This window comes from Mesorhizobium bavaricum (assembly GCF_056781655.1).
The window spans coordinates 1,649,965-1,671,871 of sequence record NZ_CM165566.1 but is presented as its reverse complement, the minus strand read 5'-3'; the positions used below and the strand labels follow the sequence as shown (position 1 = coordinate 1,671,871).

At 63.7% G+C, this 21,907-nt stretch carries 23 protein-coding genes; 18 read left to right on the top strand and 5 right to left on the bottom strand.

What is annotated here, in order from left to right; genetic code table 11:
• Window positions 1–228 precede the first annotated feature (228 nt).
• Window positions 229–2,568, top strand: a complete 2,340-nt coding sequence (locus tag AC1RZR_RS08130) for a response regulator (RefSeq protein WP_477269311.1) — start codon at window positions 229–231, stop codon at window positions 2,566–2,568.
• Window positions 2,569–2,585: 17 nt separating this feature from the next.
• On the opposite strand, the gene AC1RZR_RS08125 is transcribed toward AC1RZR_RS08130, so the two are convergent.
• The 4 genes from AC1RZR_RS08125 to AC1RZR_RS08110 all read right to left on the bottom strand — a co-directional run bounded on the left by AC1RZR_RS08125 (window position 2,586) and on the right by AC1RZR_RS08110 (window position 6,096).
• Window positions 2,586–3,338, bottom strand: a complete 753-nt coding sequence (locus tag AC1RZR_RS08125; RefSeq protein WP_481828179.1) for a Stf0 family sulfotransferase — start codon at window positions 3,336–3,338, stop codon at window positions 2,586–2,588.
• A 141-nt stretch (window positions 3,339–3,479) separates the two neighbouring features.
• Window positions 3,480–4,334: a transglycosylase SLT domain-containing protein gene (locus AC1RZR_RS08120; RefSeq protein ID WP_481828178.1), complete on the bottom strand. Its 855-nt coding sequence runs from the start codon at window positions 4,332–4,334 to the stop codon at window positions 3,480–3,482.
• Window positions 4,335–4,340: 6 nt separating this feature from the next.
• The gene (ispG, locus tag AC1RZR_RS08115; RefSeq protein WP_477269305.1) at window positions 4,341–5,591 is read right to left on the bottom strand and encodes a flavodoxin-dependent (E)-4-hydroxy-3-methylbut-2-enyl-diphosphate synthase; all 1,251 of its coding nucleotides are present in this window, start codon (window positions 5,589–5,591) and stop codon (window positions 4,341–4,343) included.
• Between the two features lie 325 nt (window positions 5,592–5,916).
• A complete protein-coding gene (locus tag AC1RZR_RS08110) occupies window positions 5,917–6,096 on the bottom strand; it encodes a YdcH family protein (protein WP_027023510.1) in 180 nt (59 codons plus the stop codon).
• 240 nt (window positions 6,097–6,336) lie between these two features.
• Between AC1RZR_RS08110 and AC1RZR_RS08105 the strand changes: the two genes are divergently transcribed.
• Window positions 6,337–6,540, top strand: a complete 204-nt coding sequence (locus AC1RZR_RS08105) for a YdcH family protein (protein ID WP_095089397.1) — start codon at window positions 6,337–6,339, stop codon at window positions 6,538–6,540.
• 34 nt (window positions 6,541–6,574) lie between these two features.
• Here AC1RZR_RS08105 and AC1RZR_RS08100 read toward each other — a convergent pair whose 3' ends face one another.
• Window positions 6,575–7,363, bottom strand: coding sequence for an IclR family transcriptional regulator (locus AC1RZR_RS08100; RefSeq protein WP_477269302.1), 789 nt, complete (start codon window positions 7,361–7,363; stop codon window positions 6,575–6,577).
• A 130-nt stretch (window positions 7,364–7,493) separates the two neighbouring features.
• Between AC1RZR_RS08100 and AC1RZR_RS08095 the strand changes: the two genes are divergently transcribed.
• The 16 genes from AC1RZR_RS08095 (at window position 7,494) to AC1RZR_RS08020 (ending at window position 21,900) form a co-directional block, all read left to right on the top strand.
• Complete coding sequence (locus AC1RZR_RS08095; RefSeq protein ID WP_477269300.1) at window positions 7,494–8,366, top strand: transporter substrate-binding protein; 873 nt, start codon at window positions 7,494–7,496, stop codon at window positions 8,364–8,366.
• Window positions 8,367–8,443: 77 nt separating this feature from the next.
• Window positions 8,444–9,109 carry an amino acid ABC transporter permease gene (locus tag AC1RZR_RS08090; protein WP_477269298.1) on the top strand — a complete coding sequence of 222 codons (666 nt, stop codon included), beginning with the start codon at window positions 8,444–8,446 and terminating at the stop codon, window positions 9,107–9,109.
• 1 nt (window position 9,110) lies between these two features.
• Window positions 9,111–9,761, top strand: coding sequence for an amino acid ABC transporter permease (locus AC1RZR_RS08085; RefSeq protein ID WP_379095453.1), 651 nt, complete (start codon window positions 9,111–9,113; stop codon window positions 9,759–9,761).
• A gap of 2 nt (window positions 9,762–9,763) precedes the next feature.
• On the top strand, window positions 9,764–10,558 hold the full coding sequence (locus AC1RZR_RS08080) for an amino acid ABC transporter ATP-binding protein (protein ID WP_481828177.1): 795 nt from the start codon (window positions 9,764–9,766) through the stop codon (window positions 10,556–10,558).
• A gap of 35 nt (window positions 10,559–10,593) precedes the next feature.
• Window positions 10,594–11,055 carry a RidA family protein gene (locus AC1RZR_RS08075; protein WP_477269294.1) on the top strand — a complete coding sequence of 154 codons (462 nt, stop codon included), beginning with the start codon at window positions 10,594–10,596 and terminating at the stop codon, window positions 11,053–11,055.
• A gap of 23 nt (window positions 11,056–11,078) precedes the next feature.
• Window positions 11,079–12,284, top strand: a complete 1,206-nt coding sequence (locus AC1RZR_RS08070) for an aminotransferase class V-fold PLP-dependent enzyme (protein WP_477269292.1) — start codon at window positions 11,079–11,081, stop codon at window positions 12,282–12,284.
• A 134-nt stretch (window positions 12,285–12,418) separates the two neighbouring features.
• Window positions 12,419–13,372, top strand: a complete 954-nt coding sequence (locus AC1RZR_RS08065) for a metallophosphoesterase family protein (protein ID WP_481828176.1) — start codon at window positions 12,419–12,421, stop codon at window positions 13,370–13,372.
• 18 nt (window positions 13,373–13,390) lie between these two features.
• On the top strand, window positions 13,391–13,735 hold the full coding sequence (locus AC1RZR_RS08060; protein ID WP_481828175.1) for a cupredoxin domain-containing protein: 345 nt from the start codon (window positions 13,391–13,393) through the stop codon (window positions 13,733–13,735).
• A gap of 46 nt (window positions 13,736–13,781) precedes the next feature.
• Window positions 13,782–14,321 carry a sigma-70 family RNA polymerase sigma factor gene (locus AC1RZR_RS08055; protein ID WP_481828174.1) on the top strand — a complete coding sequence of 180 codons (540 nt, stop codon included), beginning with the start codon at window positions 13,782–13,784 and terminating at the stop codon, window positions 14,319–14,321.
• Window positions 14,318–15,226, top strand: a complete 909-nt coding sequence (locus tag AC1RZR_RS08050) for an anti-sigma factor family protein (protein WP_481828173.1) — start codon at window positions 14,318–14,320, stop codon at window positions 15,224–15,226. Before AC1RZR_RS08055 ends, AC1RZR_RS08050 begins: the two co-directional genes overlap by 4 nt.
• 208 nt (window positions 15,227–15,434) lie before the next feature.
• Complete coding sequence (locus AC1RZR_RS08045) at window positions 15,435–16,424, top strand: sugar phosphate isomerase/epimerase family protein (RefSeq protein WP_477269282.1); 990 nt, start codon at window positions 15,435–15,437, stop codon at window positions 16,422–16,424.
• A gap of 79 nt (window positions 16,425–16,503) precedes the next feature.
• A complete protein-coding gene (locus AC1RZR_RS08040) occupies window positions 16,504–17,562 on the top strand; it encodes a sugar ABC transporter substrate-binding protein (RefSeq protein ID WP_477269280.1) in 1,059 nt (352 codons plus the stop codon).
• A gap of 83 nt (window positions 17,563–17,645) precedes the next feature.
• Window positions 17,646–19,160: a sugar ABC transporter ATP-binding protein gene (locus tag AC1RZR_RS08035; RefSeq protein ID WP_481828172.1), complete on the top strand. Its 1,515-nt coding sequence runs from the start codon at window positions 17,646–17,648 to the stop codon at window positions 19,158–19,160.
• A 9-nt stretch (window positions 19,161–19,169) separates the two neighbouring features.
• Window positions 19,170–20,138: an ABC transporter permease gene (locus AC1RZR_RS08030; RefSeq protein ID WP_477269276.1), complete on the top strand. Its 969-nt coding sequence runs from the start codon at window positions 19,170–19,172 to the stop codon at window positions 20,136–20,138.
• Window positions 20,135–21,010, top strand: coding sequence for a MurR/RpiR family transcriptional regulator (locus AC1RZR_RS08025; protein WP_481828171.1), 876 nt, complete (start codon window positions 20,135–20,137; stop codon window positions 21,008–21,010). Before AC1RZR_RS08030 ends, AC1RZR_RS08025 begins: the two co-directional genes overlap by 4 nt.
• The gene (locus AC1RZR_RS08020; RefSeq protein WP_481828170.1) at window positions 21,007–21,900 is read left to right on the top strand and encodes a ribokinase; all 894 of its coding nucleotides are present in this window, start codon (window positions 21,007–21,009) and stop codon (window positions 21,898–21,900) included. Before AC1RZR_RS08025 ends, AC1RZR_RS08020 begins: the two co-directional genes overlap by 4 nt.
• Window positions 21,901–21,907 lie beyond the last annotated feature (7 nt).

The window sequence follows — 21,907 nt, the reverse complement described above, 5'->3', positions numbered from 1 at the left end:
CATAGTTGTTGGTGGTCATTCGATATGATCTTTTCGTTTCAGGGTTAAGTCGGGTCGGTGTGGGTCTGTTTCAGGCCGGATACAATCAAGCCGGCTTGCCAATCGTTTTCGCCAGCCGTTTCGAGCACGGCGTCGGCGCATGGTTCTAGTCCACACACGAACGAAATTTTAATGTAAATGAAGCGTAATCCCGACCATTAAAATGGTGCGTATGTGTTGGGGTTGCGCATGCCGGAATATTCGTCTTTCATCCGGTCGGTCCGGATCCGCTATATTTCAGGGTTGCTGATTTTCGCGCTGGCTTCAGCGGCGATCATGATAGCGCTCGATCGTGTCAATTCCTTTCGACATGACATCGATACGCTGAGCAGCAATCTCGTGGTCTTTACCCGTGACCTGCGCAACGCGACCAGCTTTGCCGAGACGACCGGCACAGCCTGGCGGGCGGAGACGCGCGATGCCCTCACCTCATCGGCGCGCGGCCATTCGGAGCGCCTGACCGGCGAGATCGAGACGCTGACCGAGCAGCTTGCCGCGATAAGGTCACGCCTTTCGGGCAAGACCATCAACGAGCTCGAATCCGCTTCCGTCAACGGCGACCTGTTCTGGTCCCCGCGCGACATGGTGCGCAACTTCAACCTGATGTCGATGGCGCAGAAGGTCGACGAATGGAGCTATCGCGAAATCCGCAACCAGAATGACCTGTTTGCCCAGCCCATGCTGGTCCGCGTCCGCACCGCCATGGACGATGAGCGCCATCTGGCCGATGCCTCCAGCGACAGGCTGCTGCTGTGGGCAAGCGGCATCCTGTTCGCCGCCCTTGCCATCGTCGCCTTCTGGATCTTCCGCCCGATGGAAGTGGCCATCCGCCGCGCCTTTGCCGAATCCGCCGAATCCCTATTCAAGGCCGAGGCCGCCGACCGCGCCAAGTCGGAATTCCTGGCCAATATGAGCCACGAAATCCGCACGCCGATGAACGGCGTGCTGGGCATGGCCGAACTGCTGGCCAAGACCGACCTGACGGCGCGCCAGAAGACCTTCACCGACGTCATTGTCAAATCCGGCAACGCGCTGCTCACCATCATCAACGACATCCTCGATTTCTCGAAGATCAATGCCGGCCAGCTCACCCTCGATCCTGCCCCCTTCCGTCTTTCCGAGGCGGTCGAGGACGTGGCGACGCTGGTGTCGGCGCGCGTCGCCGAAAAGAATCTCGAACTGATCGTGCGGGTCGACCCGCGCCTGCCGGCCCATGTCGTCGGCGACGCCGGACGGTTCCGGCAGATCGTCACCAACCTGCTCGGCAACGCGGTGAAATTCACCGAAAAGGGTCATGTGCTGATCGATGTCGGCGGCGAGATCGTCAATGACGTGGTCCAGCTCAAGGTTCGCGTCGAGGACACCGGCATCGGCATACCGGCCGAGAAACTCCAGAACGTGTTCGAGAAATTCGCCCAGGTCGACGGTTCGTCGACCCGCCGCCACGAGGGCACCGGCCTCGGCCTCGCCATCGCCGCCCGCCTCGTCGACCTGATGGCCGGCAAGATCGGCGTCGAGAGCGAGATCGGCCGCGGCTCGGTGTTCTGGTTCGCGGTGCCGCTGCCCGCGCATCATGCCGCGGCGCGCGACGAAATCGTGCCGGTCGACGTCACTGGCGCGCGCGTGCTGGTCATCGACGACAATCCGGTCAACCGCGAAATCCTGCTCGAGCAGCTCAGAAGCTGGAGCTTCGACTGCGCCGCCGCCGAAAGCGGCGCCGTGGGCCTGGCTTTCCTCGATCGCGCCTTTCAGTTGGGAGCCGCCGTCGACTGCATCATTCTCGACTACCAGATGCCCGGCATGAACGGCGCCGACGTCGCCAGGGCCATTGCTTCCGACAGCCGGCTGGCTTCCATTCCGGTGGTGTTGCTGACATCGGTCGACCAGGTCGATTTCGGCAAGATGATCATCGACTTCGGCATCGCCGCCCACCTGACCAAGCCGGCGCGCTCCGCAGTCCTGCTCGGCACCGTCATCTCGGTGGTCCAGAAAGCCCGCTCGCAGGTCGGCAAGGCGCAGTTCGTCCGCGAACCGATCGTGCAGGCTCCCCCGGTTGCGCCGCCCGCTTTCACCGTTATCCGTGGCCCGGCAAAGCCGGTCGCCACCGCGCCGGAATCGGCGGCCACGCCTAACGGCCCGATCGACATCCTCATTGCCGAGGACAATGATGTGAACCAGCTGGTGTTCGGCCAGATCCTCAACGGCCTTGGTCTCAGCTACCGCATTGCCGGCAACGGCCGCACGGCGGTCGAGATGTACCGGGCGCTGCGCCCCAAGCTGATCCTGATGGACGTCTCGATGCCGGAGATGAACGGCTACGAAGCGACCCGCGCCATCCGCGCCATCGAGACCTCGTCGGGCACCCACATCCCGATCATCGGCGTCACCGCGCATGCACTGAAGGGCGACCGCGACAAGTGCATCGAAGCCGGTATGGACGACTACCTGCCCAAGCCGGTCTCGCCCGACCGCCTCGGCACCAAGATCGGCACCTGGCTCAGCGAGACGGTGGTGGCGAAGACGGCTTAGCCACCTCCATCGATGCATCAGACGGCTGCATCCAGATGATAGCGGCGCATCCAGTCAAGGCTCGTTTGGTCGGAGAGCTTTGCAACGCCCGGGCTTACATCCTCGGCATTCGGCGCTTGAACGCCCAGGGCTTCGCAGATGCCCTGCAATGCTGCAGCCGGATTGCTTGAAAGGCGCTCATAGCCAACCCGCAGCGGAATTATGCGTTGTTCTGCAAACCAAATGTTCCAGGCCGCGTCATAGGCCTTGAGCGCCGTGAGCTCACGTTTGATCCGCCCGAAATCATAGTGCGGCTCTTTTGCGGGTGCGACCCTTTCGATCTCGGTGCCATCAGGAGCGATATGCCAGAGACCTGTTTGCTCGGCTTTGACCAGGGAGACAGCCTGCGCAAGCTTGTTCTCACGCGAGAGATGTATGTAGAGAACATGGCCGAATGCTTTTTCGAAACGCGCCTCGTCTGACGGAAGCCGTGGGAAAATCTGACCGAGGATTGCTGACAGCTCATCCAGGTTTTCGCGCATCAGACGAAGCCCGAAAATGCCTGTTCCACCCTTGCCCGCGGTAATTGCCGCATCGAGATAGGCGACATTGAATTCGAGCTCGCTCATCGTGTCGCGATCGGGCAGGTTCCAGTCTACGGCCCACTCCGAGACGTCCTGCCGCCGATAGAATGAATGAGGATTGCCGGCCGTCTTGGTGGAAGCCAGAAGCTTGCACAGCAAGGTGCTTCCGGTTCTCGGAGTGCCGCAGATAATGTATCCATCGAACATCTAACGCCCATGCCGTCGGAGGCAGCGCTGTCGCCCCAGCCAAATGATGGCCGCCGCTATAACTGAAATCTTTGCTGGCTGCGACGGGCGCATTCGAGCGGCGTAAGCAGGCTGCTGTCGACTTCGAGGTCGCAAGTTAGATTACCGGTTGCGCACCACCACGCACGCTCCTCCGACGCTCTGCAATTTCTGGCAGATGACATTGGCGGCGGCGCGGTCATCAACACCGATCCTGACCGCATAGATGCCGCGCCGGCCGATCGGCGTGCGCACCCGGCTGACCACCGGATCATGGCCGCTGAGCAGGACCGGAAACCGGCTTCTTACCCGCAGCCACTGGCCGATCGCGGCGCTGCGGCGGAAGTTGCCGGCCACCTGGATGCCCCACGGTTTAATATTGATCAAGGCCATCGCCACGGTCTGCGACATGATCACAGGCAGCCTGCGGCAAGCCACGGCAAAATCCACTTTTGCATCGAGCGGCTCGACCTTGCCGGCATAGGCCCGGTCAGTGAACATGTCGACCGGCTCGCCCATGATGTCGAAAACATAGCTCTCGGTCTCCATCGGCAGGAAACCGCCGGAACCAAGCCAGCGCGAGACCCGGCTTTCACCGGAATTGTAGGCGGCCGCCGCCAGGCCGAGATTGCCGTAGCTGGCTTTCATTTCGGCGAGATACTTCGCCGAGGCCGGAATCGCCTGGTTGATGTCGAACGAGTTGGCAAGGCCGCGCATCTTGGCAGTGCCTGGCATGAACTGCGCGATGCCTTCGGCGCCGACCGGACTGACGGCGTTAGGATCGAAACGGCTTTCCTTCCAGATCAGCCGGGCGAAAAAGTCCCGCGGCAGGCCGTTCTGATCGGCATGGGCCTGGATCAGGGTGCAGACCTTGTCGATGAGCCTCTGCTTGGCGGATTGCGGCGGATCGGCCTGAGTCAGCGTCGACCAGCCCGGTCCGCACAACAAAATCAGCGCCGCCCAGAGGAAACGCGGCATTTTGATCTACTCTGCCGCGGCTTTGCCGCGACCAAACCGTTGCTCGATATAGTCGGCGACCATTTTCTCGAAATCCGCAGCGATCGACGGCCCGCGCAGCGTCGCCGCCTTCTTGCCATCGACGAAGACAGGCGCCGTCGGCGTCTCGCCGGTACCGGGCAGCGAAATGCCGATGTCGGCATGCTTGGACTCGCCCGGGCCGTTGACGATGCAGCCCATCACCGCGACCTTGAGGTTCTCGACGCCGGGATATTTTTCCCGCCACACCGGCATGTTCTTCCTGAGATCGGCCTGGATGTTCTGGGCCAGTTCCTGGAACACGGTGGAAGTGGTGCGGCCGCAGCCGGGGCAAGCGGCGACGATCGGCACGAACTGCCTGAAACCCATGGTCTGCAGCAATTCCTGCGACACCTGCACTTCACGTGTGCGGTCGCCATTCGGCTCCGGCGTCAGCGAAATGCGGATGGTGTCCCCGATGCCTTGCTGCAGCAGAATGCCCATCGCGGCCGACGAAGCGACGATGCCTTTCGAACCCATGCCGGCCTCGGTCAAGCCAAGATGCAGCGCATGGTTGGAGCGGGTGGCGAGTTCGGTGTAGACGGCGATCAGGTCCTGCACGCCGCTGACCTTGGCCGACAGGATGATCTTGTCGCGGCCAAGGCCGATTTCTTCCGCCATTTCGGCCGACAGGATCGCCGACTGCACGATCGCTTCGCGCGTCACTTCCTGCGCCGTCAGCGGGAAGCCCTGGGCCTGATTGTCGTCCATCAACCGGGTCAAAAGCTCCTGGTCGAGCGAACCCCAGTTGACGCCGATGCGCACCGGCTTGTCGTATCTGATCGCCATCTCGACGATTGCCGCGAACTGCCGATCCTTCTTGTCCTTGAAGCCGACATTGCCCGGATTGATGCGGTATTTTGCCAGCGCTTCGGCGCAGGCCGGATGATCGGCCAAAAGCTTGTGGCCGATATAATGGAAATCGCCGACCAGCGGCACGTTGATGCCGAGCCGCGCCAGCCTTTCGTGGATGCGCGGCACGGCGGCGGCACTCTCGTCACGATCAACGGTGATGCGCACGATCTCGGAGCCGGCGCGGTGCAGCGCGGCAACTTGCGCAACCGTCTGGTCGACATCGGCCGTATCGGTGTTTGTCATCGACTGCACGACGACAGGCGCGCCGCCGCCGACGACCACGCCGCCGACATCGACGCCGACCGAAGTGCGGCGGGGGAAGGGAGAGGAAAAATATCCGGTCATGCCGGCAGCCTTTTGTCTCTGGAGCGCCATGTGTCCCCTTGGACGCACAAAGACGCCCTGGGCCGATGCGCTATGGTCCGGGCATGAGGTGGAGGAGCAAAGATGGCTTGTCAATGGCGACAGGTCGCCACTGGCCGCAATTGGCCCGCCGCCGGAATCAGAAACGACCCACGATCCGGCGACGGCCGAAGTGGAAATTGAGCTGAATGGAAGTGCAGGCTCGACTGAGATAGCCCAGTGTCTGGAGATCAAAACCCAACACACCGGCGGCAGCTGCCGCCGGCAAGAGAGGCCGTGGATCGTGATCGGCTATGTCAGGAGGGCATCAATGCGTGGTCGGTTGCGCTCTCAGTTTTTCAATCTCGTCCTTGAGTGCCAGCTTGCGTCGCTTGAGATTCACGATTTCGAGGTCGTCGACCGATGGATGGTTCATCGCGTCATCGATTTCGCGCTCGATGTCGCCGTGTTTCCGCTGCAACTCATCAAGATGGGATGCAAGAGACATGATTGGTTCTCCCTTTCATGGATTCCTCGATTGCAGCCGTCACGGCGCGTCCACCGCAGGTTCGCTTCTGTGACGGCACGGTGACAGTGTGCCACCTTCCGGCAGCGATGTCGAATGCTGCGTGGTAGCATTCCACGACAATGTGAAATGTGATATGGGCTGCGCGCCGGTGACAAAAGACCCCGGCCCCGCCCAATCAGGCCCAGTTTTTGGGCGCCGCAGACGTGCAGACGGTAGAGAATGTCCGATCAGGAACAGGCCGATATTCGCCTCGAATTTTCCCGGCTGAAGCAGGAACACGCAGATTTCGACGCGGCGATCAACGCGATGATCGCCACGAACTGCGACCCGCTGCAGATCCAGCGCATGAAGAAGAAGAAGCTGTTCCTCAAGGACCGGCTGATGGCGCTGGAAGACAAGATCATTCCCGACATCATCGCGTGACGGCAGAGCCCGGTCGCGCCCCCTCGTCTTGCGCTTATCCGGCGATCGAAAGCCTGGCGGCGCGGTCGCGCAGCAGGCCGATGAGACTGCCGGTCCGCTCCTCGGACGTGTCGATGGGAACCACCAGGCACATCGTCGCCTCGACCTTGCCAGGCCCTGAAAAGACGGGTGCAGCGAGGCATTTCGTATACGCATCGACAAGGCCCGAGGTGACGCAATAGCCGGTGGCTTCAGCCTTCGCTATGTCGGCGACGAAGTCGTTGAGAAGCAATCTGCGGCCGTCCGGCAGGATGAGATCATCTTCGGATACCATGTCTTGGATCCGGGCCTGTTCGAAGCCCGCCAGAAGCAGCCGTCCCGAAGCGGTCCAGGGCAGCGGTATCTGCAGGCCGGTGGCGGAGCTGATGCGGAACGGCCTGGTGCCCGGGCTTGAATGGACGATCGTATAGCGGCCGCTCTGCAGCATACACAGTTCCGAGGTTTCTCCTGTTTCGCGCGACAGATTGTCGACCTCCTGGCGCCCGCGCCTCAAGAGGTCGTTGCCCCGCACATAATCCATTCCGTAGAGATAGAGCTTCTTGCCGAAGTAGACGCGATTGCCGTCGCCTGCCATTTCCAGCAGGCCGGCATCGACCAGCGATCGCACGAGCGTGTAGGTCGTCGAGCGGGGTGCGTTCACCCCCTTGGCAAGATCGCCAATGCCGATCGCCCGCTGCGTCGTATGAAGAAACTCCAGGATCTCGAGCACCCGGTTGAGGCCTTTTTCGCGGGAGCCCGAAATCTTCTCGCCGGCTGAAACTGCCAAGGCACTGCCATCTTGCATTGTCGATTCCTCGTGTTAGTATCTGTCTTGTACAGGATACATACGTCTCTTGTAAGAGACAATCGCCCTGAAAATCAACGATGCGTGTATTGCCTGTGCATAGGGGAACACAACACGAAAGGAGGTCGCCGTGAACGACACATCCGGAAGACGTGATTTTCTGAAATTGGGAATGGCAGGACTGGCCACGGCTGGCGTGCTGGCAACCGTCGATGCCCAGAAGGCTGCTGCCCAAGCAGCACCCGACAGTCTGCTGCGCACTGTACTCGATCGCGGCAAGCTGATCGTCGGCACCGGCAGCACCAACGCGCCCTGGCACTTCGAGAACGATGCCGGCGAACTGGTCGGCATGGACATCACCATGGCGCGCATTCTTGCCAAGGGACTTTTCGACGATCCGACCAAGGTCGAATTCGTCATGCAGGACCCGGCGCAGCGCATTCCCAACGTGACCACCAACAAGGTCGACATCACCATCCAGTTCATGACCATGAGCGCCCAGCGCTCGCAGTTGATCAATTTTTCCCGGCCCTACTATGTCGAGGGTGTTGCCTTGCTGACCCTTCCGACCGCCGAGAACAAGACGTTCGATAAATTGCTTGCCGCTGGTTCGGCGACACGCGTCTCGATCCTGCAGAACGTCGATGCCGAAGCATCGGTGCACATAGCTCTGCCGCAGTCGCAGGTGATGCAGATCGACACCCAGGCCAACGTGTTGCAGGCGCTGGAAGCCAAGCGTGTCGATGCTGCCGCGGTTGATCTTTCGACCGTGCGTTGGCTTGCCTCGCGCAATCCGGACAAATACTTCGATGCCGGCAAGAGCTGGTTCTCGATGCTGTATGGCGCGGCGCTCCGGCAAGGCGATCTCGACTGGCTGACCTTCGTCAATCAGACCTTCACCATCGCCATGTTCGGTCACGAAACGGCGCTATACGACGCCGCGTTCAAGGATTACTTCGGACAGGAGCCACCGGCCCGCCACCCTGGTTTTCCGGTCATCTGATCCAGTTGGCGGAAGGGCAGCATTCGGCGCCCTTCCGCCAGCTTCTCCTCGACGGCCCTTCGCACTGAGGCGGACGCATGGGCTATGCCCTCAACTTCAACTTGATCTGGCGACATTTCGACAAGCTGTGGGGCGGGCTGCTGCTCAGTCTCGAACTGGCCGTCATCTCGATCGCCATCGGCATCGTCATCGGCCTGGTTCTGGCGGTCTGGTATGTCTCGGCAGGGCGCGTGGTGAGATCGGCCATCGCCGCCTATGTCGAATTCATCCGCAACGTGCCGCTGATCCTGCTCGTCTACCTCGTCTTCTATGGCTTGCCGACCGTGGTCGACCTCGCCTACAGCGCCCAGACCTCGTTCATCCTGACGCTGGCGGTCTATAGCGGAGCCTACCTGGTCGAAGTGTTTCGCTCGGGTCTCGAAGCGGTTCCGCGTGGCCAGCTCGACGCCGGCAAGGCAATTGGCCTGACGCCATGGCAGCGACTGCTCCACGTGCGCCTGCCGACCATGCTGCGCATCACCTTGCCGGCGCTGTCCAACACCTTCATCTCGCTGTTCAAGGACACTTCTATCGCGTCGGTCATTTCGGTACCCGAGCTCACCTACGGCGCCCAGTGGATCAACTTCAACACCTTCCGCATCGTCGAGGTCTACCTGGTCACAACGGCGATGTACCTCTTGACGGGCTATGCGCTGCTCTTCGCGCTACGGCTCGTCGAGCGCCGATTCAGGGCGGCGCGCTGACATGCTGACCCAGATCGCCTATGCCTTGCCGTTCCTCGCCCAAGGCTTTGCCTTGACCCTGTGGGTGTCACTGCTGGTCGTGGTCCTGTCGCTCATCGCCGGCGTCCTGCTGGGCGTCGGCCTGGTCTATGGTCCGGCGCCGCTGCGCTGGGCAGTGCGCATCTTCAGCGACACGATCCGCGGTATTCCGATCCTGGTGCTGATGTTCTTCGTCTATTACGGCCTGCCAGCGATCGGGCTTCATCTGCCGTCGTTCTGGGCCGCCGTGCTTGCGCTCACTCTGTTCAAGACGGCGCAGGTCATCGAGTACCTCAGGGGCGCGGTCGGCTCCATCCCGAAAGGGCAGTCGGAAGCGGCGATGGCGATCGGGCTGACCTTTCGCCAACGGCTGACCTACGTCATTTTCCCGCAGGCATTCAGGCGCTTCCTGCCACCCTGGATCAACGGCGTCACCGATGCGGTCAAGGGCAGCGCTCTGGTGTCGCTGCTCGGCATCACCGACCTGATGCAGGCCATCAACCAGGTCATCGGCCGCACCTATGAGGCCATGCCGCTCTACATCCTCGGTGCGCTCATCTACTTCGCGGTCAACTATGCCCTCTCGCTCGCCAGCCGGCGGCTCGAGCGGCGTTTCTCCTTCATCCGGGAATAGCAATGTCCACAAGTTCGAACGACACCCCGGCCCTTCTCGACGTCCGCGACGTTTCCAAATCCTTTGGCGCCGTCCAGGTCTTGCGTTCGGTCAGCCTGCTTGTGGCGCGCGGCGAGGTGGTGACGGTCATCGGCCCCTCGGGCAGCGGCAAGACCACGCTGCTGCGTTGCGTCAACTTCCTGGAAAGCTACGACAGCGGTTCGATCCGCATCGACGGCAAGGAGGTCGGCTTCCGCGACCCGGGAACCCGTCAGCGCCGCAGCGAACGCGATCTCGCCGCGATGCGCGCCGAAACCGGGATGGTGTTCCAGAGCTTCAACCTCTTTCCGCACCTGACGGCGGCCGGCAACATCATGCTCGGGCTGCGCAAGGTGCGGGGAAAAAGCGAAGCTGAGGCGCGCTCGATCGCCGAGCATTGGCTCGGCCGGGTCGGCCTTGCCCACAAGGCAGACAGCCTGCCGGCCGAACTGTCCGGCGGCCAGCAGCAGCGCGTCGGCATCGCGCGCGCCGTGGCGATGGAGCCGAAGATCCTGCTGCTCGACGAAATCACCTCGGCGCTCGACCCCGAACTCGTCGGCGAGGTGCTGGCCGTCGTGCGCAGCCTCGCCGAGGACGGCATGACGATGCTGATGGTGACGCACGAAATGGCCTTCGCGCGCGACGCCTCGAGCCGTATCGTCTTCATGGCCGATGGCGGCGTCAGCGCCCTCGGCCCACCGAAGGAGATTCTCGCGGCGGAGACCACCAACGAACGCCTGCGCACCTTCCTGGCGCGCTTCCGCGCCTCGCATTTCTGACACCGGACAGCGAAAGCTGTCGCAAGGAGCATTTGATGACGCCTTATATCCGGCTCGCCGAACTCGGCTTGACGCTGCCCGAGCCGCCGACCCCGATCGCCAACTTCGTCACCCATGCCGAAAGCGGCCGGCTGATCTTCCTTTCCGGCCAGGGGCCGCTGCGGGCCGACGGCACGCTTTGCACTGGCAAGGTAGGAGAGGACGTGACGGTTGAGCAGGCCTATCAGCATGCCCGCCTAACCGGCCTCAATCTGCTCGCCGTCATGCATGCCGCCGCCGGCGATCTCGGCCGTATCGTGCGCGTCGTCAAGCTGCTCGGCTTCGTCAATGCGATACCGACCTTCAGCGACCACCCGAAAGTGGTCAACGGCTGTTCCGACCTTTTCGCCGATGTCTTCGACAATATCGGCGGCCATGCTCGCTCGGCAATCGGCGTCGGCTCCTTGCCCGGAAACATCACCGTCGAAATCGAGGCGGTCGTCGAGATCGCCGCCTGACTTTTAGAAATGGAATCCGAGAGATGAAAACCTATTCCGCCGACGGCTCCAACACCACCATCCGCGAACGGCTCGGCCTTCGCCCGATCATCAATGTCTCCGGCACGATGACTGCGCTTGGCGCATCGATCATCGTCCCGGAAGCGATCGCCGCCATGTCTGAAATGGCCTCGCAATGGGTGGAGATGGATGATCTGCAACGTGCCGCGAGCACAGTCGTTGCACGCCTCACCGGCGGCGAGGCAGGCTTCATCACCGCCTGCTGCGCCAGCGGCATCACCATGGCGATCGCCGGCGCGATGACGGGAACCAATCTGCTCGCCATCGAGCGCCTGCCGGACGACACCGAAGGCCTCAAGTCGGAAGTCATCGTCCAGCTCGGCCACATCGTCAATTACGGCGCGCCGATCGACCAGTCGATCCGGCTGGCCGGAGCAAAGACCATTCCCGCCGGCACGGTCAGCGTGACCCAGGACTACCATGTGCGCGACGCGATCCGCGACCGCACGGCGGCGGGCCTCTATGTCGTCGCGCACCACACCGTGCAGTACGGCATGCTGTCGCTGGAGGAATTCTGCGAGATCTGCCACGCCAGGGGAGTCCCGGTGATTGTCGACGCGGCTTCCGAATATGATCTGCGCGGCTTCCTGGCGCGCGGCGCCGACATTGTCATCTACAGCGGACACAAATTCCTCAGTGGACCGACCAGCGGCATCGTCACCGGTCGCAAGGATCTGGTGCGCGCCGCCTATCTGCAGAACCGCGGCGTCGCACGCGCCATGAAGGTCGGCAAGGAGAGCATCGCCGGCACAATGGCCGCACTGGAAGCCTGGGAAAGGCGTGACCATGACGGCATCCGCCGGCGCGAAGAGGCAGCGCTCAACCTGTGGAAGGACACGCTGCAGGGACTGCCGGGCATCGTTGCCAGGATCATTCCCGACCCGACCGCCAATCCGCTCGACCGGCTGCAGATCTTCGTGTCGCCCGAGAGCCGGTTCACCGCCGCCGGCCTCGCCTCGGCCCTGGCCGCGGGCTCGCCGCCTATCATCGTGCGCAATCATGAGGTGGAACGCGGCCATTTCTTCCTCGACCCGTGCAATCTGCATCCCGGCGAAGCGGAGATCGTCGCCGAACGGCTGCGAACCATATTGACCGCCGGCGACCGGCCCATCGACGCCATGAAGCCTGTCCGCAAGGATTCGTCCGGCGCCTTGCGCTGGCCGGACTAGACGCTTGCAGGCTGGCGTCATCAACGCGCGCCATCACGAACCCGTGAACGGCCGGACCTGTCGCAGCCGGGAATAAACCACCGCGACCCCGGGTCTCCTCAGCATACGCCACTCCTGGCGTTGAGGAGACCGACATGACCCATCACCACGATGACGAGAGCGGATGCGACGGCTTCAGCCGCCGCCACGCGCTGGAATGCATGATCTGGGCCGGCACCGGCGTGCTGTGGACGATTTCAGGCGGCGTGCCGGTGTCGCTCAACCTGCTTGGCGCCGCACAGGCCGCCGAGACCATGGCCAGCGGCTTCACCTTCCTGCAGATCTCCGACAGCCATATCGGCTTCGACAAGGCGGCCAACCCGCATGCAATCGACACGCTTAAGGAGGCAATGGGCAAGATCCAGGCGCTGCCGCAAAAGCCCGCCTTCATGATCCACACCGGCGACATCACCCATCTTTCCAAGCCGGCACAGTTCGACAACGCGGCTGAGATCATCGGCGGCGCCGGCTTCGACGTGCACTACGTGCCGGGCGAGCACGATCTGATCGACGACGGCAACGGCAAGGCCTATCTCGACCGTTACGGCAAGGGCACCAAGGGCGCCGGCTGGTATTCGTTCGACGAGAACGGCGTGCATTTCGTGGCCCTGGTCAATGTCGTCAACCTCAAGGCAGGCGGACTCGGCAATCTCGGCGCCGAGCAGCTGGCGTGGCTGGCCGACGACCTGAAGGCGGTCAGCGCCTCGACACCGATCGTCGTCTTCGCCCATATCCCGCTGTGGGCGGTCTATCCCGAATGGGGCTGGGGCACCGACGATGCGGCACAGGCGCTCGGCCTGCTCAAGCGGTTCGGCTCGGTCACCGTGCTCAACGGCCACATCCACCAGATCATGCAGAAGGTGGAGGGCAACGTCACCTTCCACACCGCGCGCTCGACCGCCTTCCCGCAGCCGGCGCCGGGCACCGCCGCCTCGCCCGGACCGATGACCGTGCCGGCTGGCCAGCTGCGCGGCCTGCTCGGCACCAGCACCGTCTCCGTGAAGCAAGGCGGGCAGGACCTCGCCATCATCGACTCGACGCTGGCTTGAGCCTGAAGGGAAATCACCATGATCTGCATACGCCTTCCGGCCCGGCACATGGCCGCGATCCTCACGGCTTTCACCTTGACCACGGCGACCTGTCAGCCGCTGCGCGCGGCCGATGCGCCGATGGTCAAGATCGAAAATTTCGCCTTCACGCCACGGGAGTTGACGATCAAGCCCGGCACCACCGTGACCTTCAGAAACGACGACGACATTCCGCATCTGGTCGTCGCCAGCGATTCCTCCTTCCGATCCAAGGCGCTTGACACCGGTGACACATATGAATTCACCTTCACCAAAGCAGGCGACTTTGCCTATTTCTGCGGGCTTCACCCGCACATGCAGGGCAAGATCACCGTCGCGCCCTGAGGGCGCATGGCAGAACCTGCCCGGAGTGCCGGATCATGCTGCTGTGTTGAGCGAGAAGGCCTTGGCCGAGCGCTTTGGCGAGGTGGTGCTGCCCCATCTCGGCGATGCGCTTGCGCTCGCCCGCTGGCTGACCGGCAACGCCGTCGATGCCGAGGACGTGGTGCAGGAGGCCTGCGTGAAGGCACATGCCGGCATCGCCGGCTATGCCGGCGGCAACGCCCGCGCCTGGCTGCTGACCATCGTGCGCAACACCGCCTACACCTGGATGTCGCGCAACCGGCCGCGCGGCGTGCTGGCCGTCGGCGATCTCGGTGATCTCGACGAGATGGCGGCGGCGCACGGCACCAGCCTGCCGGACGCAGACGGCCCGGAGGCAGGCCTGATCGCCAGGGCCGATACGGCAGCACTGGAGGCAGCCATTGCGGCACTGCCGCAGCCGTTTCGCGAGACCCTGGTGCTGCGCGATATCAACGGCCTCAGCTACCGCGAGATAGCGGCCCTGCTCAGCGTGCCGATGGGCACGGTGATGTCGCGGCTGGCCCGCGCCCGCGGCCTGCTTGTGTCTGAACTGGGGAGAGCGCCATGACCAACCATGACGACGGACTGCCCAACGATCCCGAGGGCATCAGGCTGATGATCCATGCCCTGGTTGATGGCGAACTCGACGCGGCCGCAGTGATGGCGGTGGAGCGGCGTATCGCCGCCGACCCGCAGCTTGCCGCCGAGCATGCCCGCATCGTCGCCTTGCAGGCGGCAGTCAGCCGCTTGCCGCGCCCCGACGTCAGCGACGCCTTTCAGGCCCGCATCGCGGCGATCGGCATGGCAGTCACAGCTCAACATGCGCAAGACGAGCCGGCGGAGCCGCAGCAGGGCACGCCGTCGGCTCAACCGGGGTTGATTGCCCAGATCGGGGGAGGCCAGAGACGAAACGCCGAGACACGTTCGCCCCAGCAGACCCTGCCAGGGGCGCGCCGTTTCGGCTCGTTTGACTGGCGCGCGCTGGCAGCTTCGATCGTGGTCAGCGCGGTGTTGGCCAGCGGGGCGACGCAATGGGTGATGGTCAACACCGCGTCCGACAATTTCGCAGCAGGGGTCGCCAGCGGTCATCGCCGCAGCCTGCTTGCGGCCAGCCCGATCGACGTCGTCTCGTCCGACCGCCACACGGTGAAGCCGTGGCTCGACGCCCGAGTGGGCGTGTCGCCGCCGGCGCCGGACCTTGCCCAGGATGGCTATGCACTGATCGGCGGCCGGGTCGAGGTAATCGCCGACCGGCCGGTGCCGGCACTGGTTTACCGTCACCGCGAGCACCTGATCACACTGGTCGCCGAACCGCAGCAGGGCGGCGGCACCACCGCGCCGGACGACCTCTCGTCGGGCGGCTTCTCTCTGGTGCACTGGAGCGACGGCGCCTTCTCCTACTGGGCGATCTCGGACATGGAACGGCCCGAACTCGACGATTTCGTCGCCCGCTTCCGCAAAGCGGCGAAGTGAGGACGATCATGCCCCTTTGCTGATCCCACCGCCCTGACAGGTCCTCCTCCCGTGTACGGCGCCAGCTGAGAAATCGCCTGCTCATGGCGAGCATTTGCGCGGCGCGGTCCGGCCGGATTGTTGCCGGGTCACCGCTCGCAGACCTTCAAAACAATAACTTTACAAATATTCATGTTTGTGTGAAGTTATGAGAATTGAAGGGTCGATCATGACAGCCAATCGCTTCGCCACGCGCCTGAATTCCTTTGCCTCGCGGCCACAGGCCGAGTGGCCCGATCTCACCGGCAAGCCGTCACTGATGCAGATGGCGGCACGCGCCGCCAAGGTTGCCGGGTTGACCGACCTTGATCTGAATTTCCCCGATCATGTCGGCGAAAAGCCCGCCGAAATCGCGCGGAACCTTGGTGATCTTGGCCTCTCGATCAATGGCTTTGCCATGCGCTACTACTCCAACCCGGCCTTCAAGCTCGGAGCCTTCACCAATCCCGACCCGGCGGTGCGCCGTGAAGCGATCGACTTGACCAAGGCCGGCATCGACGCAGTGCGCGCGGCCGGCGCCAACCTGATGACGCTGTGGCTCGGACAGGATGGCTTCGATTACGCCTTCCAGGCCGACTATGCGACACTATGGCAACACGAAATCGACGGAATTCGTGAAGTTGCTGCGCATGACCCCGATTGCCAGATCAGCCTGGAGTACAAACCCAACGAGCCGCGCTCCTACAGCCTGATGCCGGATGCAGCGACGACCTTGCTGGCGATCCGCGAGGTCGACCTGCCCAATCTCGGCGTCACGCTCGACTTCGCCCATGTGCTCTATGCCGACGAGCAGCCGGCCTTCGCCGCTGCCCTGGTGACGCGGCACAGCAAGTTGCTCGGCGTGCATCTCAATGACGGCTACGCCAAGCGCGACGACGGCCTGATGGTCGGCGCCGTGCATACGCTGCAGACGATCGAACTGCTCCGCCAGATCCGCAAGGACGGCTACGCCGGCGCCATTTATTTCGACACCTTCCCCGACATGACCGGGCTCGATCCGGTGCAAGAGTGCGAAGTCAACATTGCCACCGTCAAGCGCATGCTGCGCGTCGTCGACCGGATCGACCAGGACAATCGCCTGTCCGCCGCTGTCGACCGCCAGGACGCGGTGACGTCACAGGCCATCATTCAGGAAATCATGCTCGGTCCGGAGGGCTGAGGCGTCCAGGAAAACTGAGGCGTCGAGAGCCGCCACCGTTTTCAACAAGGCCACCGTTTTTCAACAAGGGAGGAATGCAATGAAATTTCTGTTAGCCACCACCGCCGCTGCCTTGATGGCGCTGTCGATCGGCTCGGCCTTTTCAGCCGAGCTTGCACCGCTCAATTCCGATACCGAGAAGGACCGCATCGACTGGTCGCAGGTCGAGACCAAGTTCGGTGCATTGCCCAAGCTGCCCGACGGCACCAAGGCCGGCGCCGTCTCCAAGACGCTGACCAATGAATACTGGCGCTCGCTCGGTGAGGGCTACAAGGCATTCGGCGACAAGGTCGGCGTGCCCGTCGTCTATCAGGCGGCGCAGAGCGAAGGCGATCAGCTCGGCCAGCTCACCATCGCCGAGGGCTTGGTGACGCAAGGCTACAACGTGCTGCTCGTCTCGCCGCAGACGGACGCCAATCTGCAGCCGATCATGGAACAGGCCAAAGCCGCCAATGTGCCGGTTGTCAATGTCAACGACGCAGTCATCCCGCAAGCCGAACACTATGTCGGCAATGTCCAGCGCGACAATGGCGTGCGCGTCGCCAAATGGTTCATCAAGAACCGTCCGAATGGCGGCAAGGTCGCCATCGTTGAAGGCCAGGCCGGCGTCTACGCCGCGGTACAGCGCACCGACGGCTTCAAGACCACCATTAGCGAGTCCGGCAAGTTCGAGGTCGTCGCCAGTGTTCCCGGCAACTGGGACCGCCAGACCTCCTATGACGCGGCCACCAACATCCTGCAGCAGCACCCCGACCTGATCGGCTTCTATGCCAACAATGACGGCATGGCGCTGGGCATCGTCGAAGCGGTCAAAGCCGCCGGCCTGCAGGACAAGGTTGCAGTGTTCGGCACAGACGGCATCTCCGACGCCTATGCCTCGATCCGCGCTGGCGAACTGACCGGCACTGTCGACAGTTTCCCGGTGCTGACCGGCGAGGTGGCGCTGGAAACGGCGCTGAGGCTGGTCGCCGGGCAGAAGCTGCCCCGTGTCGTGGCCACGCCGCAGGCGCTGATCACCAAGGACAATGCCGACCGCTATTCCGGCGCGGGCGACGCCGTGCGCAAGGCACTGCTCGAGGACGCCGCGGCGGGCCAGTAGGACAAAAGGATAGGGCCGGGCGGCGGGTGCCGGCCAGAGCACTTCGCTCGCGGCTGGCATCCTTCCCCGGAGAATAGAACCTCATGTCACCCCGACTGCAATTCGCAGGCATTTCCAAGCTGTTTCCGGCCGTGCGTGCGCTCAACGACGTGTCCTTCTCGGTCGGAGCCGGTGAAATCCACGGGCTGCTCGGCGAGAACGGCGCCGGCAAGTCGACGCTGCTGCGCATTCTGTCGGGCGTCTACAGGCCGACGGCAGGAAGCGTCCTTATCGACGGCAAGCCGGTCACGCTCGCCAATCCGGTGGCGGCGCGCGCGGCGGGCGTCGCGATGATCCATCAGGAACTGCAGCAGGTGCCGCGCCTCAGCGTCGCCCAGAACATGTTTCTCGGCCATCCGCTGACCCGCGGCGGCATCTTCGTCGCCCGACGAGAGCAGGAGCGCCGCGCCGCCGACGCTCTTGCTGCAATAGATCCTTCCATCGATCCGGCTGCACCCCTAGGCACTCTGAAGGTGGCACAGCGGCAGATCGTCGAGATCGCCCGCGCGCTGCTCGACCGCGCCCGCATCGTCGCCATGGACGAGCCGACATCGAGCCTGACGCCGAGCGAGTTCGAGCGCCTCGCCGAAGTCATCACAGGGCTCGCGCGTGACGGCGTGGCGGTTGTCTATGTCTCGCACAAGCTGGACGAGGTGTTCGGCATCTGCGGGCGCGCCACCATCATGCGCGACGGTGTCGTTGTCGATTCCGTCGATCTGGCAAGCCTGTCGGAGAAAGCGGTCGTGGCGATGATGGTCGGCCGCGAGCTGGCACAGGAGCACCATAGCTCCCATGCCTCCCGCGAGATCACGCTGAGCGTGCGCGGCCTGGCCTCGGCCACGAAAGTCCGCGACGTTTCGTTCGACCTGCACCGTGGCGAGGTGCTCGGCATTGCCGGTCTCGTCGGCTCAGGGCGCACCGAACTGCTGCGCCTTCTGGCCGGCGTCGACCGCGCATCCGCCGGTACGATTGCAATCGACGGCAGAGCGACGCGATTTTCCAGCCCACGCGACGCGATTGCCGCAGGCATCGGCCTGGTGCCGGAAGAGCGCAAGCGCGAGGGCATCGTGCCGCTGCGGTCGATCACCAGCAACATGGCGCTGGCGTCGATGGGTGTGTTCGCGCCGCGCGGCGTCATCGATCACATCAGGCTGAAACAGGTTGCTGCCGAGAAGATGAGCCGCGTCAATCTGCGGCCGTTCCTGCTCGACCGGCCGATCCGGCTGTTCAGCGGCGGCAATCAGCAGAAGGCGATCATCGGCCGCTGGCTGGCGGCGGGCACGCGCATCCTCTTGTTCGACGAGCCGACGCGCGGCATCGATGTCGGCGCCAAGGCGGAGATCTATCACCTGATCGAGGAACTCGCCGCCGAAGGTCATTCTGTGATCGTCGTCTCCTCCGAGCTTCCCGAGGTGATCCGGCTTGCCGACCGCGTGCTGGTCATGCGCGACGGCACGATCGCCGCCGAACTCGACAGAACCGACATCAGCGAACAGGCGATCGCGGCGCACGCCATCCCGCAAACGCAAACGCCGGCCGCAGGGCCGGCAAGGCAGTAGGTGACGGATATGTCGGATACCACTCTTGTCCAGCCACGGGCCGAATTCCTGCGCGCGTTTTCCATGCGCGACGCCGGCACGCTGATCGGCCTTGTCGTGATCCTGGCCGTCTTTGGCGCGCTGGTGCCCGGCTTCTTCGCCGAACGCAACCTGATCAACATCCTGCAGCAGTCAAGCATCAATGCCTGCCTGGCGCTAGGCATGACGCTGGTCATCATCTCCGGCGGCATCGACCTGTCGGTTGGGCCGACGGCGGCACTCTCGGCCGTCATCTCGGCCTCGATGCTGGTTGCCGGGGTGCCGTTTCCGCTCGCCATCACCGCCGGCTTTGCCATTGGCCTCGCCTGCGGTCTCGTCAACGGCGTGCTCGTCGCCTATGTCGGGCTGCAGCCCTTCATCGTCACATTGGGAACGCTCAGCACCTACCGGGCGCTGGCGCTGATCTACACCGGCGGCAATCCGGTGCTCGGCCTTCCGCCAGGCTTCCGCGCCATCTTCAACGGCTCGCTGTTCGGGTTGCCGCTGGCGGTCATCATCGTTGCCGGCGTCGCTGTCGTCGCCTGGGTCGTTTTGAAGAAGACGCCCTTCGGCGAATATCTGCTTGCCGTCGGTGGCAATGAGGAGGCCGCCTATATTGCCGGCGTTCCGATCGCCCGCACCAAGATCGCCGCCTACATGATCTCCGGGCTGCTGGCGGCCCTTGCCGCGCAGATCCTGATTGGCCGGCTGGGTGCCGCCGAACCCATCCTCGGCAATCTCTGGGAGCTGGACGCCATCGCTGCCGCAGCCATCGGCGGCGCCTCGCTGATGGGCGGCAAGGGCAGCGTCGTCGGCACCATTCTGGGCGCCGTCATCCTCGGCGCCATGCGCAACGGTTTGACGCTGATGAACGTGCAGTCCTTCTATCAGCTTCTGGCAACTGGTCTTATAATCCTCGCCGCGATGCTTATCGATCGTGTGACGAGGGGGCGTGGATGACCTTGAGCGGGCTGGACCTGAAAGCGGTAGGACCGCGCATCCGCATGATGATGCCGCATCTCACCCCGCTGGAGGCAAAGGTGGTGGAAACCGTCTTTGGCCGGCGCGGCTTTGACGAGAGCATTCCGCTGAAGCGGATCGCCGAGGAATCCGGCGTGTCGGAAGCGATGGTCGTCAAGATCGCGAAGAAGCTCGGCTTCTCCGGCTATCGCGACTTCCGCACCGCCGTCTATGAATACAGCCGCCTGCCGACCGCCGAAATGCACCAGGAACTGTCGTCCGACGACAGTTCGGCCGAGATCGTGCAGAAGGTGTTCCGCACCTCCATCCAGGCGCTGGAGGAGACGCTGGCCATCCTCGACATCGAGGATTTCGACCGTGCCGCCGATCTGCTCTACCGCGCAGCGAATCGCGACTTCTACGGCGTCGGCGGTTCGGCACAGATCGCGCGCGACGTCTCGCACAAATTCCTGCGCATCGGCATCCGCGCATCGGTCTACGACGATTCGCACATGATGCTGATGTCGGCCTCGCTGCTCGGCGCGGACGACATCGCTGTCGGCTTCTCGCATTCAGGCAACACGTCAGCCGTCATCGACGCCATTCAGCTGGCCCGCAAGAACGGCGCCCGGACACTGGCCATCACCAATTACGATAACTCGCCGCTGGCCGCGGTCGCCGACATCGTGCTGTGCTCGACCGCACAGGGCTCGCCGCTGATGGGGGAGAACGCGGCGGCGCGCATCGCCCAGCTTAACATCCTCGACGCATTGTTCGTGGCAGTGGCCCAGCGCGACTATCAGGCGGCGGAGCGCAATCTCGGTCGCACCATGTCGGCGGTGGCATCGAAACGAAAAGACCGGGGCTCATGAGGACAACGCCGCTGGTCACCGTGTTCGGCAGCCTGCACTACGATATCATGGTCGACGCCCCCGACCGCCCACGCAAGGGCGAGACCGTGACCGGCCATGCCTGGCACCCGAAATGCGGCGGCAAGGGCGGCAACCAAGCGGTCTCTGTGGCGAGGGCCGGTATGCGCGCGGCGATGATCGGCGCCGTTGGCGACGATGATTTCGGCACGGCGCTGCTGACCAATCTCGATCGTGCCGGCGTCGACCGCCGCTTCGTTCGGGTGGCGCCGGGCGCCGGCTCCGGCATGAGCGTGGCGATCTTCGACGAAGGCGGCGACTATGGCGCAGTGATCGTCTCAGGCAGCAATTTGACGCTGGATGACAAGGACATCGCGGCTGCCTCCGATGCGGTAACACAAACTTCCGTGCTGCTTTTGCAGAACGAGGTACCGGAAGCCGCCAACATTGCCGCTGCTCGCGCGGTAAAGGCACAGGGTGGCCGCATTCTGCTCAACGCCGCCCCCGCGCGCAAACTCTCCGGCGAGTTGATCGCGCTCGTCGACATCCTGGTGGTCAACGCCATCGAGGCGGAATTCCTGGCTGGCCTGGCGGTGGTCGAAACACTGGAAGGCGCTTCACAGGCGGCGCGGCGTCTGGTCGATCTCTGCCCGACAGCAATCGTTACGGCGGGCGGCGAGGGCGTCGCCTGCTGCGACCGAAGCGGTGGGGCCTTCGCGTTGCCGGCCATCCCGGTCAAGGTCGTCAGCACCCATGGTGCGGGCGACGAATTCGTCGGCGCGCTGGCCGCGGCGCTTGCCCGTGGCGAGGTCATGCGGGCGGCGGTCACCGCCGCCAACGCCGCTTCGGCCTTGCTGGTCTCCACACCCGAAGCCGAGCGCGCCGGCGTCTGATATCTCG

What these genes read in the sequence shown, in the direction of transcription:
- AC1RZR_RS08130 (WP_477269311.1), top strand. Translation starts at nt 229, where the DNA reads ATGCCGGAATATTCGTCTTTCATCCGGTCGGTCCGGATCCGCTATATT.
- AC1RZR_RS08125 (WP_481828179.1), bottom strand. Translation starts at nt 3,338, where the DNA reads ATGTTCGATGGATACATTATCTGCGGCACTCCGAGAACCGGAAGCACC.
- AC1RZR_RS08120 (WP_481828178.1), bottom strand. Translation starts at nt 4,334, where the DNA reads ATGCCGCGTTTCCTCTGGGCGGCGCTGATTTTGTTGTGCGGACCGGGC.
- ispG (WP_477269305.1), bottom strand. Translation starts at nt 5,591, where the DNA reads ATGACCGGATATTTTTCCTCTCCCTTCCCCCGCCGCACTTCGGTCGGC.
- AC1RZR_RS08110 (WP_027023510.1), bottom strand. Translation starts at nt 6,096, where the DNA reads ATGTCTCTTGCATCCCATCTTGATGAGTTGCAGCGGAAACACGGCGAC.
- AC1RZR_RS08105 (WP_095089397.1), top strand. Translation starts at nt 6,337, where the DNA reads ATGTCCGATCAGGAACAGGCCGATATTCGCCTCGAATTTTCCCGGCTG.
- AC1RZR_RS08100 (WP_477269302.1), bottom strand. Translation starts at nt 7,363, where the DNA reads ATGCAAGATGGCAGTGCCTTGGCAGTTTCAGCCGGCGAGAAGATTTCG.
- AC1RZR_RS08090 (WP_477269298.1), top strand. Translation starts at nt 8,444, where the DNA reads ATGGGCTATGCCCTCAACTTCAACTTGATCTGGCGACATTTCGACAAG.
- AC1RZR_RS08085 (WP_379095453.1), top strand. Translation starts at nt 9,111, where the DNA reads ATGCTGACCCAGATCGCCTATGCCTTGCCGTTCCTCGCCCAAGGCTTT.
- AC1RZR_RS08080 (WP_481828177.1), top strand. Translation starts at nt 9,764, where the DNA reads ATGTCCACAAGTTCGAACGACACCCCGGCCCTTCTCGACGTCCGCGAC.
- AC1RZR_RS08075 (WP_477269294.1), top strand. Translation starts at nt 10,594, where the DNA reads ATGACGCCTTATATCCGGCTCGCCGAACTCGGCTTGACGCTGCCCGAG.
- AC1RZR_RS08070 (WP_477269292.1), top strand. Translation starts at nt 11,079, where the DNA reads ATGAAAACCTATTCCGCCGACGGCTCCAACACCACCATCCGCGAACGG.
- AC1RZR_RS08065 (WP_481828176.1), top strand. Translation starts at nt 12,419, where the DNA reads ATGACCCATCACCACGATGACGAGAGCGGATGCGACGGCTTCAGCCGC.
- AC1RZR_RS08060 (WP_481828175.1), top strand. Translation starts at nt 13,391, where the DNA reads ATGATCTGCATACGCCTTCCGGCCCGGCACATGGCCGCGATCCTCACG.
- AC1RZR_RS08050 (WP_481828173.1), top strand. Translation starts at nt 14,318, where the DNA reads ATGACCAACCATGACGACGGACTGCCCAACGATCCCGAGGGCATCAGG.
- AC1RZR_RS08045 (WP_477269282.1), top strand. Translation starts at nt 15,435, where the DNA reads ATGACAGCCAATCGCTTCGCCACGCGCCTGAATTCCTTTGCCTCGCGG.
- AC1RZR_RS08040 (WP_477269280.1), top strand. Translation starts at nt 16,504, where the DNA reads ATGAAATTTCTGTTAGCCACCACCGCCGCTGCCTTGATGGCGCTGTCG.
- AC1RZR_RS08035 (WP_481828172.1), top strand. Translation starts at nt 17,646, where the DNA reads ATGTCACCCCGACTGCAATTCGCAGGCATTTCCAAGCTGTTTCCGGCC.
- AC1RZR_RS08030 (WP_477269276.1), top strand. Translation starts at nt 19,170, where the DNA reads ATGTCGGATACCACTCTTGTCCAGCCACGGGCCGAATTCCTGCGCGCG.
- AC1RZR_RS08025 (WP_481828171.1), top strand. Translation starts at nt 20,135, where the DNA reads ATGACCTTGAGCGGGCTGGACCTGAAAGCGGTAGGACCGCGCATCCGC.
- AC1RZR_RS08020 (WP_481828170.1), top strand. Translation starts at nt 21,007, where the DNA reads ATGAGGACAACGCCGCTGGTCACCGTGTTCGGCAGCCTGCACTACGAT.